This is a genomic window from Prevotella sp. BV3P1, assembly GCF_000479005.1.
GTDB lineage: Bacteria > Bacteroidota > Bacteroidia > Bacteroidales > Bacteroidaceae > Prevotella.
The window spans coordinates 1-15,687 of sequence record NZ_AWXC01000034.1; the positions used below are offsets into that span (position 1 = coordinate 1).

Consider the following 15,687-nt stretch of genomic DNA (forward strand, 5'->3'; position numbering starts at 1 on the left):
AGAAAAACGCTTTAAAGATTCTAATATTGTAGCAATGCTAACATTAGGAGGCTTGTATTCTCAAGATATTAGTATATCCCCCAAAGAGAAGAAAATAACTGTTGTCGAAGGTGTTAATGCTGAGAATGGTGTAAATCAAAAACTAATGGGAGTTCATAGCTTTATATGGGAAAAGAAATGAGGGCTAATGAGCATTACATTAAAAGACGGTAGCATGATGGTGAGAGAACCTTTAGAAAACAAATAAATGGAGCATACTTTATGGCTAATTCTTTAAAATTCGAGATAATGTCTACGCAGCTTTCCGTTGCCAGCCGAAGAGTTCTTTGATGGTATGACTAATTAACTTTCGACTTGGTATAATCCGAAATCTGTCGAAAAATAATTTTGTGATGTATGTGCTCACTATGTCAAAATCCAAGTATGAAACTTGGGTTATTATAACGCGCTCGTGCACCATCCCTATTTGGAGATGGTGGAATGTGATGAATCACGATTAAGCAGTAACCGTCTAACTTTCTTTCACGCTCACGGTGATGGTAACATGCAGGCCATCGCTGTTTTCAAGTTTGTAGATTAATTGTCCTGAGGCATCCATTGGAATGCTTAGTTGTAGCCAATCGTATAGATAAGTGCTGTCGCCATTTGTTCCTTTTGCTACTAGGACATTGAAAGGTGTTTCAACAGCTGCCGACACCAGTTTCCATCCACCGTTACCATATTTGATTAAGAAATTCAGTAGTTCACCTTGTTGACATTCTACCTCAAGAGTGCTGCCAGTAACGTCCCAGCCTTTGTTGACGTCCACGATGACGTAGCGGACGACACCTCGGGTGTCGGCGAGCTGGAATGAATGTCTTCCCGGCTTGATGCTTTCGATGACCAGCACGCCATCTGGGTCGATGCCGACTTTGACCACACCATTTTCCTGGTTGCTACGCAGTATCTTTATCTTTCCTGTTCCGAACTTGAGGCTTGGATATCTCTGTCTCACCCCATACGATTGGCTCATGTCGTAGATAATGGGAGTTAAGTCAGGGTGTGTGGATTTTATTTTGATGTGTTGTGACAATCCACTCTCGTCCGTAACCTTCAGAAAAGTATAGTCGGCGATGAGTTCTACTGTCACATGGTGGTCTTTGATGGTGATTTTGGGTGCAGTAGGCGATTGGGTATCCTCAGTTTCTACTGTGAACTTGCCCTTGCATTTGATTACGTCAAACGAAAATGTGAGCTGGTCTGTTGTTACCACCTCGGTTACAGAAATCTCTGGTGGTGTAGGGTCGCCTTCCTCAAAAGTGTCGCTGCAGGCGGCAAGGCATGCCACTACGCATCCGATGAGGAGCATTCTAAAAATCTTCTGGTTCATATCTCGTGATTTATGGCTTCAGCGTACTTTTTGCTTCTTTGATGTTTTCCAGGCATTCCTGACATCGGTTGGTGATGTCAGTCCAACGACCTGTTGCAATTTTGTCAGCAGGGAAGAGTTTTGATCCCATGCCAACACAGAACGCACCAGCTTGGAACCATTCGGTTAGGTTCTCGCGTGTAGGTGCCACGCCACCGGTGACCATGATCTTAGACCATGGACAGGGTGCCAGCAAGGCTTTGACCATTTTTGGGGTATACACGTCTCCGGGGAAAAGCTTGACCAGCTCTGCTCCCAGTTCTTGCGCCGTACCCACCTCGCTCACCGTGCCGCAGCCCGGGCAGTAAGGGATGGCCCGCCGGTTGCACACCTTGCTGATTTCGGGGTTGAGCAGGGGTCCCACGATGAAATTGGCACCCAGTTGGATGTACAGCGCTGCGGTGGCGGCATCGACGATGCTTCCTACACCAAGCGCCAGTTCGGGACATTCAATGTTTGACCATTTAACCAGTTGTCCAAATACTTCGTGTGCGAAATCACCACGGTTGGTGAATTCGAAAACACGCACGCCGCCGTCATAGCAGGCTTTCAATACTTTTTGGGCGGTTTCAACATCCCGTTGGTAGTATACCGGAATCATGCCGGTGTCGTGAATCTTGTTGAGAACTGCTAACTTATCAAATTTTGCCATATCTTTCTGTATAAACTGTCGTTATCTTTGTACTCGTCCGTTTGCGTTACCTGCCATCAAGGCCTCTACTTCCTCAATGGAAACCAGGTTGAAATCGCCGTTGATGGTGTGCTTCAGGGCCGAAGCTGCCACGGCAAACTCCAGAGCCTCTGCCTGGTTGTCCTTCGTGAGTAGCCCGTGGATGAGGCCTGCCGAGAAAGAATCGCCGCCGCCTACGCGGTCTATGATGGGTTCGATGTCATATCGTTTGCTTTCGTAAAAATGCGTTCCGTCATAGATGAGTGCCTTCCAGCCATTGTGCGTGGCTGAGAAAGACTCGCGCAGGGTAGAAGCCACATACTTGAACCCGAACTCTTGGGTCATCTGTTTGAAAATGGCATGATAGCCAGAAGCGTCGGTCTTGCCACCCTCCACGTCTGCATCGGGCTTAAAGCCCAGACATAGCTGAGCGTCTTCCTCGTTACCGATACACACGTCGACATATTGCATCAGCGGTCGCATCACGGCGATTGCCTTCTCTGATGTCCACAACTTCTTGCGGAAATTCAAGTCTACTGAGACGGTCACACCATGTCGTTTGGCAGCCTCACAAGCTTGTTTGGTCAGTTCGGCAGCTTGGTCGCTGATGGCAGGTGTGATCCCACTCCAATGAAACCATTGGGCGTTCTCCATGATGGCATCAAAGTTGAAGTCGTCTGGTGTGGCCTCGGCGATGGCCGAATGCGCACGGTCATAAATCACTTTGCTGGGTCTCATCGATGTACCGGTTTCAGCATAGTAGAGTCCAACACGGTCGCCCCCACGGGCAATCCACTTTGTATGAACGCCATAACGGCGCAAGGCATTGACGGCTATTTGTCCAATCTCGTGCTGGGGCAGCTTACTGACGAAGTAGGCATCGTGTCCATAGTTGGCCAGGCTGACGGCCACATTGGCCTCGCCACCACCAGGGATGATGCGAAATTCATCACCTTGCAAGAAACGATTGTTGCCCATGGGTGAGAGGCGTAGCATGATTTCGCCTAAGGTTATTATTTTTGCCATGATGTGTCAGTCTTTTGTGATGAACGTTTTAGAAATTGAAAAATTGTTTTGCGTTGTAATAGCACACGTCTTCTACCATTTGGTTGATGCGTTGTTGCTCGTAACCAGTGTAGGGTAGTTCCCCATTCTCGATGTCGGTGCCGATGAGATCGCAGAGGATTCTGCGGAAATATTCGTGACGTGGGTAAGATAGAAACGAGCGGGAGTCGGTCAGCATGCCGACAAACCGGCTGAGAAGGCCGAGCAGAGAGAGGGTGTTGAGTTGGTTCTGCATCCCGTTTTTCTGGTCCATGAACCACCAACCCGATCCCCATTGAATCTTTCCGGGTATTGTGCCGTCTTGGAAATTGCCAATCATAGTGGCCAAAACCTCGTTGGCGTTGGGATTGAGGTTGTAGAGAATGGTCTTGCTGAGCCGACCTTCTTGGTCAAGCCGGTCAAGAAACCTCGAACACTCCTTGCCCGTATTGTACTCGCCAATCGAGTCAAATCCCGTGTCAGCGCCAATTTTCTCGAACATGCGGGTGTTGTTGTTGCGCATGGCCCCGTAATGATATTGTTGTGTCCAGCCGGCAGCATGGTCTTGAATGCCAAAGATATAGAGCATGGCACTCTTAAATTTCAGGGTTTCTTCCGCAGAAAGTTGATAGCCACCATATACTTTGTCAAAGATAATCTTGATCTCGTTATCAGTGTATGGTTCGGCATAAAACTTCTCGATTCCATGATCAGAGAGGCGGCATCCCATGCTGTTGAAAAAGTCGTGACGTTGCTGAAGGGCATCCAAGAAATCGTTGAAGTTGTGGATGTCGATACCAGAAACGGCAGCCAGTTTCTCCACATAGGCGCGGAAGGCATCAGGACATTCTGGCGACATGGCTTTGTCGGGTCGCCAGGTAGGAAGCATTTTGGTTTTCAAAGCACACTCTTTCGTCAGCTGATGATATCGCAAGTCATCTGTGGGATCGTCGGTAGTGCATACAACCTCGACGCGATACTTGTTCAAAAGGCCCCAAGGGGTGAGCTGCGGGTCTTCTTTCAGTTTGGCATTGCAAGCTTCGTAAATCTCTTTTGCCGTATCGGGATTGAGGCGTTTATCAATACCAAAAGCTGTCTTCAGCTCTAAGTGTGTCCAGTGATAAAGCGGATTGCGAAGCGTATATGGCACGGTTTCGGCCCATTTCACAAACTTTTCCCAGTCAGAAGTGTCCGTTCCGGTGATGTATCGCTCGTCAATGCCATTGGCACGAAGCGCACGCCATTTGTAATGGTCGCCGCCGAGCCATAGCTCCGTGATGGACTTGAAGGGTTGGTTCTCGGCCACCATCTTGGGATCCAGGTGGCAGTGGTAGTCTATGATGGGCATGTTGGCCGCATGTTCGAAATATAACTTGTGTGCAGTTGGCGTGTGCAACAAGAAGTCGTCGTCCATAAAATTTTTCATGATTCCTACCTTCTATATTCGTTATTCAAGTTGCCTACATTACATGGAAAAGACGTTGAAGCCTCCGTCCACTACGGCTACCGTTCCAGTGACAAACTTGGAAGCGTCACTCATCAGGTAGTGTATTGTTCCACAAAGTTCTTCTGGATCGCCCATGCGGCCGAAAGGAGTCTGTCGGATGACATCCCGGCCTCGTTCGGTGTATGTTCCATCGGGATTGGTGAGCAATGCTCGGTTCTGTTCTGTGATGAAGAATCCCGGAGCGATAGCGTTGACACGTATCTTTTCGCCGAACTTCTTTGCCGTTTCCTGTGCCATGTAGGCAGTAAAATTGCAGATGCCTGCCTTGGCTGCCCCATAGCCGCAAACTCTTGTGAGCGGACGGAAAGCCGCCATGCTGGCAAAGTTGATGATGCTTCCCTTGCCTTGTTCCACCATTGGTTGTAGAAATACCTGGGTAGGGATGACTGTCCCGACGAGGTTTAGGTTGAGTACGGTTTGGAACTGGGTGGGATCTAAATCAAAGATATTCTGTGTTGGGCCTATCGTAGCACCAGGCATATTGCCTCCTGCTGCATTGAGAAGAGTGTCTATGCGACCGAAATCAGCCAAGATATCACGGCGGTTTTGTTGTACCACCTCTTTGTTCATGACGTCTGTTTTGTAAAACTTTGCCACACCACTATTGGCCTGGATGTCACGGACAATCTTGTTTCCTACCTCTTCTTTTCTACCGAGAATGGCCACTTTGGCCCCTTCCGTTGCCAGATATTTGGCGATGCAACGTCCTAAAATGCCGGTACCGCCTGTAATAACGACTACATAGTCGTGTATATTAAATAACTTGTTCATCATCTACTCGTAAATTTCTTGTTGACTATTTATCTTTCCCAGTTGTTTGTCTACGGCGGCCATCACGCCTTGCACCTGCCCCATGGCAAACATTCTTCCGAGGAATGAGTAGCCTGCGTTGTAGGCATGTTTCTCATCACCCAGCATGGTCATACCATGATCTACGCGCATGGGCAACAGTCGTGTGGTAGGATTATCTTTTCTTTTCATTTCTTCTTGTTCGAAAATCTTCGTCAGTTCAATCAGGTCGGCGCGTCCTCCCAGATGACTGGCCTCGGTAAAGTCGCCGTTGGGGAATATGTGACACGAACGCATGTGAACGAACCAGGTACGCTCGGCGTATTTGTTGGCTAACGCTGTGATGTCGTTATGAGCACCGGCAGAAAGGCTTCCGGCGCAGAATGTGAGGCCGTTTCGTGGGTTTGGAACCGTTTCCATCAGCCATTGAATGTCTTCGTCGCAATTGATGATGCGGGGCAGTCCCAGGATGGGGAAGGGCGGATCGTCGGGATGAACGCACATGTACAGGTCGCATTCGTCACAAACAGGCATGATGGCGTTGAGGAAATCTCTGAGGTTTTTCCTGAGTTGTTCTTTATCAATGCCTTTGTAATGGGCCAGAAGTTTTCGGAACAGGTCAACAGGTCGAGCCTCATCTTCCTGAATGTTGCCACTGACAAAGCCTTGTGTCTTGACGATGATGTTTTCGACGAGCCGCATGTCATCTGCCGCTGTCATGGACTTCTTTAATTTTGCAACCTCACCGAGTATGTCACGATGCATCTCATCACCTCTTTTCCTCCAGTCATCGCTTGCTCCATCGCGTTTCAAGATGTGAATGTCGAAATAGGCAAACTGCGCCCAACTGAAGTAAAGGCTGGTTGTTCCGTTGGGGTTTGGATGCTCCAAATCGGTTCGTGCCCAGTCCAATACGGGCATGAAATTATAGCAGATGTTGTGGATGCCTTCGGCAGACAGGTTGCGCAGACTTTGTTTGTAGACCTCAATCTGTTGGTCACGGTCGGGTCCTCCATATTTAATTGTTTCGGTGACCGGAAGCGACTCGACAACGCTCCATCGCATGCCGTGCTGCTCTATATAACTTTTCAGGTCATGTATGGCCTCACGTGTCCACACCTGGCCCAGCGGAATATCATGCAGGGCGGTGACAATTCCTTCAACTCCTATTTGTTTGAGCATGGCAAGCGTGATCTTATCTTTCTTGCCAAACCATCTCCAAGTTTTTTCCATGTATTGTTTCGTATTCTTTATAATCCGTGAGCAGTTGAGTTATACCACAGGCTTGTATTTAGGTACCAAGCTCTTCATGACACTCCAGCCTGCAAGGTAAGCCACCGAACAGTAGCAGAAGATCATGAAATAACCAGCTTCTTTCCCCTGAAATCCCAAGAAAGATAGTTGCGTGGCATCAACATAGTCGAGCAATCTACCTGAGCCGAGGTTGATTAAAAACGAGCTGATGCCACCCGCCATGCCATTCATTCCCGTTATCGTGGCAACCGTGTTCTTGGGGAAGAGGTCACTGCCGACAGAGAAAAGGTTGGCAGACCAGGATTGGTGGGCTGCCCCAACGATGCCAATGATGATAATGGTAAGCCAACACGAGTAGGCACCTAAGGGTTGTGCCAGCAAGCCCAGCAAGGGGAATACGGCAAAAATGAGCATGGCGCGCATGCGGCAGCTGTAGGGATCCTTGCCGGTTCGGTTGATGAAGATGGTGGGTAGCTTGCCTCCAAAGAGAGAAAGCATCGTGATGGCGTACAAGACAAATATGAGCATTTGTGCCATGAACGAGTCGGAGGTATATCCGTAGACGTCCGAAATATAGGCAGGAGTCCAGAACAGAAAGAACCACCAAACGCCGTCTGTCAAGAACTTGCCAAGCACAATAGCCCATGTTTGACGCAGTTTGATGCATTCTTTCACCGGAATCTTTCGGCCTTTGTCGTCCTCACCCGCCTCATTCTTGCTGTCTTGCAAGATATATTCGCGTTCGGCTTGGTTCACATGCGGATTCTTATCGAGATCTTTGTACATAAAAATCCATAGTCCCATCCACAAGAACCCCAATAAGCCAATTACCACGAAAGCCATTTCCCAGCCGTTTCCCACGCCCATATCTTTGAAACATCGTGCCAAAGTTGGGATGGTTAGTGGGGCAATCAGTGCACCCACCGTCGTTCCGGCGTTGAAGATGGCCGTTGCAAACGCTCTATCTTTTTTGGGGAAGTATTCGGCAGTCACCTTGATGGCAGCAGGAAAGTTTCCGGCTTCACCGGCAGCCAGGATGACACGTGCAGCTAAAAAGAAATAAACACTCACCATGGATATGGTCGAGGCTGTGGCACCTGCAGCCCCAATCAGCAAAGCGGCATCGTTAAGGCCAACGACTTGTTCGGTAGCCCAACCACAAAGTGCATGCAAACACGCACCGACAGACCAGATACCTATAGCCCAAAGATAACCTTTCTTTGTACCCAGCCAGTCGATGATGCGGCCGGAAAATAAGTTGGCAATGGCGTAAACGATGGAAAAAGCAGCTGCGATGTTACCATAATCTGTGTTGGTCCAATGAAATTCGGGTGCGATAAAATCTTTCCAAGTTAAGGATAAGGCTTGGCGATCCATATAATTAATGGCGGTGGCCAGGAAAAGCATGGCACAGATAATCCAACGAAAGTTGGTCATTTGCTTTTTAACATAATTTTCTTCCATGGTGATTATAAGCTCTTTGTATGATTTGCTAACTTTGCAAAGTTAGTATTTTTGACTAAACCAGACAAATTATTAACCTAAAAACCATTTGAAGTTGAATCTACCCAATGATATTTGTCTTTGCCCGTGAAGGGACATTCAAAATGATTTCATATCTTTGCAACATGAATTTTCTACGCAGTATGTTGATGGTAGCCATGGGTGGAGCTGTGGGTTCGGCCATGAGGTATCTTACGTCTAAAGTCATACAAGATTGGCTTCCCAATGCCTTTCCCTATGGTACGTTTGCAGTCAATCTTTTGGGCTGTCTGGTCATTGGAATCCTCTATGGTCTGGTTGATCAGAACATACTTGGTAACAACAATCTCAAACTACTCTTGATAACAGGTTTTTGTGGGGGCTTTACCACCTTTTCCACTTTCTCTCATGAAAGTTTGTCTCTCGTGCAACAAGGTCATCTTTCGTATGCCGTTCTGTATGTGGGAGGAAGTGTTTGCCTCGGAATGATCATGGTATTGATTGGAATTAAACTGGCAGGCTAGCCTCCGTGGTGTCTTTTTCAGTAATTCCTGCAATGCAACGTCTGAATGATGTTTTTACGAAAAAATGTGTTAAACAAAAGTTTTTCTCACTTCTTCCTCCGATTATCAATTTTATTTTTTACCTTTGCAGCCATAAACTTATTCGCTTTCTGCAATAAGTCGGACTTGTAGCTCAGTTGGTTAGAGCAACAGACTCATAATCTGGAGGTCCCTGGTTCAAGCCCAGGCTGGTCCACAAAGGAAATCAAGGAGTTACAGCAATGTAACTCCTTTTTTAGCGCCCATGGGTGACCTTTAGGTGACCTTTTTAAGCGCAAAGTAAGACGAAGAAACCTCATGCAAGCCAAAGCGATTACATAAGGTTTCTTGGAATATATCCGAGCACTTCTAACAAGATACTTAAGTTTTTCGCGATTTCTTAACACGTTAAGGGAACATGTTACATTTTCGGGAATTTCATAACACATTGTGGAGGCGTGTTGCATTTGCTTCCCTTTAATCAGTAATTTTTATTTCATATTTATTTTGTCTGCAAGCTGACTTCGCTCTAAAATACCTTTAGTGGTATATTGCCTCAATAGAGATTCAACAATGATGAAATGTTCTATCTTTGCATTAGGACTTAATCTCACTATGATATTATTGAGAACTTCATTCTTTATAGTTAAAAAATAGTCATTTGTCATTGTATTAGGATAATTGTGGTACATCATCCGAGTAACCTCATCGTTCCATTCCTTCTTGTTGTGATATGAGTTAGAGGAAATTGGGAAAATAGGAATTACAAAACGAGTTTCTTTCTCAAAAGCCCAATTTTTATTTTTGAAATAACCAACGTCATGGTACGAAAGCGATATATTTGTTGTTGTACCATTATCGTCTATTTTTAAGCACTCAGAAGTTTTTGCAATGGCATCATCTACATACATCACATCTTTTAGAAACCCATTTGTTCCATTAACAACAGGGACAACTACTCTATCCCTTCCAAATATTTCATTGGTCGGAATTTTCGAGCGTTTTATGCTACCTGCATGTAAAATACCATACGGATCTTCTGGAAGAGGATAATCAACGAAAGGATCATCCTCTAAACAAATTCTAACACCAAGTCCATTATTGGTATACATTTTCCATAAAGGGATGTTTTCAATGTTATCTCTGGTCCAACAAGAAGTAAAAAAATATTGGGAAAGATTCTTTCCAGATGAAATAATATTAGCCTCTTCCTTATCATCAACATGATCAAGCCTATTAAATCTTATGCTCTTATTCTTAAGAATTAGAGCAAGATTCTCTATTGATGTGTAATGATATATTTTTGCCATATAAAACTAATTTTGAAAATTATAGTTAATAAGTTGTGAAAAGTGCAGTTTTACGTAGAGATAGCTCCTCGACGCTTTAGCAACACCTAAAAAGGTAACAATGATAAAGCTTTTGTTAGTAAAGAAGATAACTGGTCTGCAATAACGCTTACACCAACTTCGTATGATAATCCTTTCATTGCCTGAAAGCATCTTTTTATTATTTTGACCTCAGATTGAGGCTTCTTTATTTCTTCGTCTGCTTCATTTACGAGATCTGCAAACTCTGGGGATTTCGCTTGCTTTGCAATTGAAGCAATTTTATCTAAGATTTCTTTTAGTTCTGACTTTTTATCGTCATTTAATATCACCCTGCTACTTGCTATGTTTGTAATTTGATGTGCCTCTACATTGCCGTTTCCAGTGTTCACAATTGCAGCATTATATGTTGTGTTATGAGTGATATTGGACTGCATTTCTTCTTTTCTCATTACTGATGCAAAATCAATTTCTTCATTGTTGTCTATTTTTAGAAAATAATCTATTAATTTAGATTTAATCTCTACAAGAACATTTTTCATAGAAGCAACAGTAGCGAATTGATATGCTCTTTGAATCTGTCCAGAGATGCAGTGTCCCATATGATTATACCATATCGGAACGGGGATGGGAACATGAATTATGTTTGTTGTGTTTGCCCCTTTTACGAATTCCTCAATTTCAGAAACAGGTTGTTGTAGAGCTATATGTAGAACTCTTTCTCTTATCTTCTCATCCTTAATCATTTCTACAGGATACTCAAAACCTAAGAATTCTTGGAAACCTCTATGAATATCAATTTTCACACCACAATCAATAATTCTATATATTGGTGGCTTGTCATTGTATCCTTTCAGCTCATTTGATACCCAATCTAACAAATCTTTATCAGGTTTCTTTGCTGCAAATATCTTTACTTTTAGCATTATGCTTGATAATGGTGCATCATTCATAATGTCTGACAGTATTTTCTGAGCTATACCTGAAATGTTACTATATTCCATAATGTGCAGTATTTAGAAGGCAAAGAACTTGGTGTCCATTGCCTTTTTCAGGTTATACTTCTTTGTGGTATCAAGGGCCCGCTCGATGCAGATAAACTTCGTGTCGGTATGGGTAAGGAAGTAATCTACAGTGGTATCGTTCAGCTTATCATCCACGGTGATGTAGGCCTTGTGGGTGGCATCGGTGGCGAAAAACACGTGGTTGGCCTCAAACTGCGGTTGTAGTTCAAGTTTATAGGTAAGCTGGAAGTCTTGCTTGATCAGAATCTCAGTAATCAGCTCCTCGTCATTAAACTGGATGGTGAGCTGCTGCTCCTTTTGGCTGATATACTCCTGCAAGAGCTGGAGGTTTTCCTCATCGGTCTTCTCTGAATCAGGCGCAAAATCAACACGTGGGAAGCTGGATTTACAAAGTGTAAACACTTTGAAACCTAAATCCGGCATATAAATATTTTCTTCATCATCAAAGGATAATTTCTCCTTTTCTGCCTTTATCTTAATGTTTACTTCTCCTTTTACAAGTTTGCAAGCACGTTTAGCTCTCTCTATTGTGATTTCAGAAATTGTTTTCAGTCCTATTTTGAAAGGTGCACTTTCTTTTGGGGTTATTTCTGGAATTTGAACACATATAAACTGAAATTGATTTTCAGCTGTACGCTGAGAATTTGCTTGCATTACAGCATGGGCTGTTACACCGCTACCTGCAAAAAAGTCTAATACAATGCCTCCGCCCTTGCACAGGGAAAGGAGGTAACTGATTAGTTCTGTTGGCTTGGGAGTATCAAAGACTGCAACGCCATCAAATAGTGTCTTGAGATCTTCTTTTGCATTTTCATTAGTTGACCCATCTTTGGCGAATATAATACTCTCAGGCGTAAGACCTCGTTCCTTGGCATCTAAATATGTTTTTATTCTTGGAACAGCATTACCGTCCTTTCCAAACCAAATACGATTATCTTTAATGGCAGCTTCCATAACTCTTTGGTTATACACCCAGCAACGACCACTTGGTAATTCATGCTTTTTACCATTGGGCGCAACGAGAGTATAAAATTGCGACTTCGTGCCATGTCCAGCTTGCGCATGTGCTGGGTCTGACTTCCAAAGACCACGGGGATCATTATCGGGATTGGAATAGCTTGCCAAAGCTTTTTCATTCATCGGTAGCTGTGCTATACGTCGAATATCCTTTTGGGAATCCTTGGCATAACACAGAATATAATCGTGCCTTATAGAGACCTCAACTCTATTTTCTCTATTTAATCTTTTTTCCCATATAAATTGTGCTACAAAGTTTTCTTCCCCAAAGATCTCATCGCATATCTTACGCAGATGGTGTATCTCATGGTCATCCATAGAGATAAAGATTACACCGTCTGGGCGGAGCAGTGTTCTTGCTACAAGCAGACGAGGATACATCATGTCAAGCCAGTTGCTATGGAACCGACCTTCGTTCACCGTATTGGTATCAAGGGTAACTCCTTCTTTCTTAACCCCCGTATGCTCCCAATAGGCTTCTTTGCCTTCTTTGAAATCATCATCGTAAAGGAAATCCTCTCCAGTGTTATACGGTGGATCAATATAAATGCACTTCACCTTCTCGCGATAGCCCTGCTGGAGAATCTTGAGCACTTCGAGGTTTTCGCCCTCAATGATGATGTTTTCCGTTTTGTCGGCATTGACGCTGCGTGTTGGGTCATAGTGCAGGGTGGCACGCGTGGGCGAGAAGGCATTGCGCTTGGCAGCCGACTTGCCAAACCAGCGAAACTCGTAACGCTCTGTTTCGCCTGTATCTTGTGAGCCTGCGGCTTTCTTGACCTCGTTGATGTCGAGCTTTCCTTCCTGGGTAAACCAGTCGGGAAACAGACGGCGGAGCGTTTGCAGACGCTCGTCGTTTACGTCGGGAGTGAGGGTGATATGGTCTTTATAGGTTTCCATTGCTGTTATTTTCTTTCAAGTTCTGTCTGTTTGGTGAATGTCTCAAAGTCTTTGATGGGTGCTTTATATTGTACGTCGATGCCGAGTGCATCGAAATGGCGGATAGCACACTTGATGCGTGCTACTTCATGTGGGGTGAGCGCCTTCTGGTCGTTGATGTCATTGGTGCCTTTGATTTCTACTACAAAGTAGTATTCCTTTTCATCGGCATTGCTGAGCCGCTTGCGTTTGAGCACTACGCCAAAGTCGGGTATGTATTCTCCTATTGGTGTGGGTATCTTATACCATGTGGGGAATTTCAAGAAGCACACCACACTTTTGTCCTCCTCGTCGGCATCGCGTGCAAAATCACGTTCGAGCAGACTGTCGTAGAGGGTCTTGTCCCATAAACCATGATTAGGTGTGGAAACAAACTCTCGGCAGTCGTCGCGGTAGTAATCGACAAATCGCTCGATGTTGTATCTCTCGTCGGATGGCGTGTATTCCACACAGCGTACCAGTTCCTCCAGCTGCATAGACCTGATCTGCACCACGGCCCGTTCGATGAACACGGGCGGATTCTTCACATACTGCTGTTTGTTGTTTATACCGCTGAAGATGCGCATTACCGAGCGGTAACAAAGTCCGGTCTTTTCGCTCACATCCTCGATGAAATCGGTCGGAGTGAAGTGTCCTTTCAAATTATAATTCTCCGATCCTCCGTATTCTCTTTGCGTGAAGTCACTGATGTTTTGTACCCGATACATGGACACTTCTGCCATATAATCCTCTATATTGATTGTATTCACCGCTTCGATGCATCGGTTTACCAGTGTATCTTCGTCGAAATGCACACGATAGGTGGTGAGGTGCGATATGCGTTTCCACAGTTCGCGGAAAGCTTGTCGTACGCTGTCTTTGCTATTGAGCTTAAAGGTCACACGATGTGTGGGGTTGCCCTTGTGTGTGGGCTTCATCTTGGGTCCGGCATCGGGAGTACCGTAGGCTTCGGTAATTTCTGCCTGATAGCTTTTAGCAAAAGTCTCATAAGTCTCATTGGGCACTATGGTGAGCTGATTGATCAAGTCGTCCTCGGGCGTGCCATCCTTGTCGTACACACGCTGGCCCTCCTGATTGACACAGATGCGCAGTCCACGACCGATTTCCTGTCGCTTTTTGTTCTCCGAATAGCTCTCATTGAGTGTAGCAATGCCAAAGATATTGGGATTGTCCCAACCCACACCGAGGGCCGAATGAGAAAATATAAACTCGATGGGGCTGTCGAACGAGAGCAGTAACTCCTTGCGGTGGAGTATTTGGTCGTAGATCTCCTTATTGCCTTTCATCGACGTTTCATTGTCGGTATATTCGCCTTGCGTGGTCTTGGCAAAGTAGAACCCCTGCACGGCCTTTACCTGTTCTTCGGTTGGCGTTTGACCGTTGTTGTATTCGGGGTAGAGCTGCTTATATTTCTCTTCAAAGAGCTGCTTGATCACGGGGTATTCTTCGCTCATGTAATTGGCCACACGATCAATGAATATGAGCGAAAGATTCTTGATGCCCTGCGGCTTCAGCCAGGCCTTATTTTGGAAGTGTCTACGGATGAGCCATTCCAGTTGCAGCGCCCACACCTGTTCCTTAGAGGTGGAAGTCTGCTTCTCCTCAACGGAGGTGCCATTGCTGAAGACAACCTTCCATCGACGGTTGCTCATCTGCTTATAGATACGGCTGATGTTGAAGTCGGCATACGAGTCGTTACCCGACTTCACGGCCAGATTGTCGTCTTTCTTGAGGAGCCCCGACTCTTTGAACTCAAAACGATCTTTGGCCCTATTGAGCTTCCAGTATTTCAATTTAACTTTTGGCTCCGTTTTGGTTTCCTGAACGGCAGACAATTCAATCTTCATCGTTGCCTCGTCGTTTTTCTCGGCTACAGTAAGCACTTCTATCTTCTTGACCAGTCCCAATCTGTAACTCTCGGCAGGCGTAAGACGGTAGATAGTATTCCACTTCACTTTGTGGGTCGCCGAATAGCGTATTTTGAACAAAGGCTGCATCTTGGCGAGCCACGCTATAGAGTTGTCGGTGTCCATACCTTCCTGTGGCTCATCCATAAAAATGATGGGGTGAGTTCTCCCCAAAGATTCGATATGGGGCAGATTATTCAACAGGTTTTCTTGCTCTTTCCTATTGAGAATGTTATCCTCAGAATTGAACGATGCCATTGTGAGGATCATAATCTGTGGATAATCCTGCGTGATGAAGTCGCGCAGTTTACTCAAACGAGAACTATCATAGACAAAGGCATTGGGCGTAAAGCCATATTTGTCGTCCAACTGTTCTTTGAAGTTCTCAAAAGTATCAATAACACCTTGACGGATAGGTACAGATGGTACAATAATCACAAACTTTGTGAAGCCGTGTTCCTTATAGAGTTCGTATGCCGTTTGCAGATAGGTGAGAGTTTTACCCGTTCCCGTCTCCATCTCAATACAGACATCATTGGTCTCTGCGTAATGTGCATTGGCTTCAGTGATTCCGTTTTCCTCAGCTACTCGATGTATATTGTCCCAAATCTGTTGTGGGCGCAAAGAACACACGTTGGCATAGATATCTTCTATCTGAGCGTTGTCTGGGATATTCTTCTCCAAGCCATCAAAAATGCTTACCACGCTTTTGATGGCTTGGATTTGATGCTCTGGTGACTCTAATCGAAATTTCATAGTTTGCTTTTCCTCTTCA

Annotated in this window: 12 protein-coding genes, 1 tRNA gene and 1 pseudogene; 3 read left to right on the top strand and 11 right to left on the bottom strand. The window is 45.2% G+C overall.

Annotated elements, in window-relative coordinates:
- Window positions 1-181, top strand: a pseudogene (locus HMPREF1254_RS12160) (hypothetical protein); the annotation flags it as partial.
- A gap of 330 nt (window positions 182-511) precedes the next feature.
- Here HMPREF1254_RS12160 and HMPREF1254_RS05940 read toward each other — a convergent pair.
- Genes HMPREF1254_RS05940 through HMPREF1254_RS05970 form a run of 7 tightly spaced genes read right to left on the bottom strand, consistent with a single transcriptional unit; the run spans window position 512 to window position 8,136 of the window.
- A complete protein-coding gene (locus HMPREF1254_RS05940) occupies window positions 512-1,369 on the bottom strand; it encodes a hypothetical protein (RefSeq protein WP_023057757.1) in 858 nt (285 codons plus the stop codon).
- Window positions 1,370-1,379: 10 nt separating this feature from the next.
- Window positions 1,380-2,060, bottom strand: coding sequence for a bifunctional 4-hydroxy-2-oxoglutarate aldolase/2-dehydro-3-deoxy-phosphogluconate aldolase (locus tag HMPREF1254_RS05945; protein WP_023057763.1), 681 nt, complete (start codon window positions 2,058-2,060; stop codon window positions 1,380-1,382).
- 21 nt (window positions 2,061-2,081) lie between these two features.
- Window positions 2,082-3,104 (bottom strand): sugar kinase, encoded by a 1,023-nt coding sequence (locus tag HMPREF1254_RS05950; protein WP_023057766.1) that lies wholly within the window; start codon window positions 3,102-3,104, stop codon window positions 2,082-2,084.
- Window positions 3,105-3,132: 28 nt separating this feature from the next.
- Window positions 3,133-4,548, bottom strand: a complete 1,416-nt coding sequence (uxaC, locus tag HMPREF1254_RS05955) for a glucuronate isomerase (protein WP_023057787.1) — start codon at window positions 4,546-4,548, stop codon at window positions 3,133-3,135.
- A gap of 39 nt (window positions 4,549-4,587) precedes the next feature.
- Entirely contained in the window at window positions 4,588-5,400 is an 813-nt protein-coding gene (locus HMPREF1254_RS05960) for an SDR family oxidoreductase (RefSeq protein WP_036879855.1), read from the bottom strand.
- Between the two features lie 3 nt (window positions 5,401-5,403).
- Window positions 5,404-6,651: a mannonate dehydratase gene (gene uxuA, locus HMPREF1254_RS05965; RefSeq protein WP_023057769.1), complete on the bottom strand. Its 1,248-nt coding sequence runs from the start codon at window positions 6,649-6,651 to the stop codon at window positions 5,404-5,406.
- A 39-nt stretch (window positions 6,652-6,690) separates the two neighbouring features.
- Complete coding sequence (locus HMPREF1254_RS05970) at window positions 6,691-8,136, bottom strand: MFS transporter (RefSeq protein WP_023057760.1); 1,446 nt, start codon at window positions 8,134-8,136, stop codon at window positions 6,691-6,693.
- Window positions 8,137-8,300: 164 nt separating this feature from the next.
- Here HMPREF1254_RS05970 and crcB point away from each other — a divergent pair, with 164 nt between their 5' ends.
- Window positions 8,301-8,678 (top strand): fluoride efflux transporter CrcB, encoded by a 378-nt coding sequence (gene crcB, locus HMPREF1254_RS05975; RefSeq protein ID WP_036879851.1) that lies wholly within the window; start codon window positions 8,301-8,303, stop codon window positions 8,676-8,678.
- A gap of 161 nt (window positions 8,679-8,839) precedes the next feature.
- Window positions 8,840-8,913: transfer RNA gene (locus HMPREF1254_RS05980), tRNA-Ile, on the top strand.
- 274 nt (window positions 8,914-9,187) lie between these two features.
- On the opposite strand, the gene HMPREF1254_RS05985 is transcribed toward HMPREF1254_RS05980, so the two are convergent.
- The 4 genes from HMPREF1254_RS05985 to HMPREF1254_RS06000 form a co-directional block, all read right to left on the bottom strand.
- Window positions 9,188-10,006, bottom strand: a complete 819-nt coding sequence (locus HMPREF1254_RS05985; RefSeq protein ID WP_023057811.1) for a DUF2971 domain-containing protein — start codon at window positions 10,004-10,006, stop codon at window positions 9,188-9,190.
- A gap of 86 nt (window positions 10,007-10,092) precedes the next feature.
- Complete coding sequence (locus HMPREF1254_RS05990; RefSeq protein ID WP_023057815.1) at window positions 10,093-11,028, bottom strand: AbiTii domain-containing protein; 936 nt, start codon at window positions 11,026-11,028, stop codon at window positions 10,093-10,095.
- Between the two features lie 12 nt (window positions 11,029-11,040).
- Window positions 11,041-12,966 (bottom strand): site-specific DNA-methyltransferase, encoded by a 1,926-nt coding sequence (locus tag HMPREF1254_RS05995; protein WP_023057776.1) that lies wholly within the window; start codon window positions 12,964-12,966, stop codon window positions 11,041-11,043.
- Window positions 12,967-12,971: 5 nt separating this feature from the next.
- Window positions 12,972-15,668, bottom strand: a complete 2,697-nt coding sequence (locus HMPREF1254_RS06000; protein ID WP_023057768.1) for a restriction endonuclease — start codon at window positions 15,666-15,668, stop codon at window positions 12,972-12,974.
- Window positions 15,669-15,687: the final 19 nt, after the last annotated feature.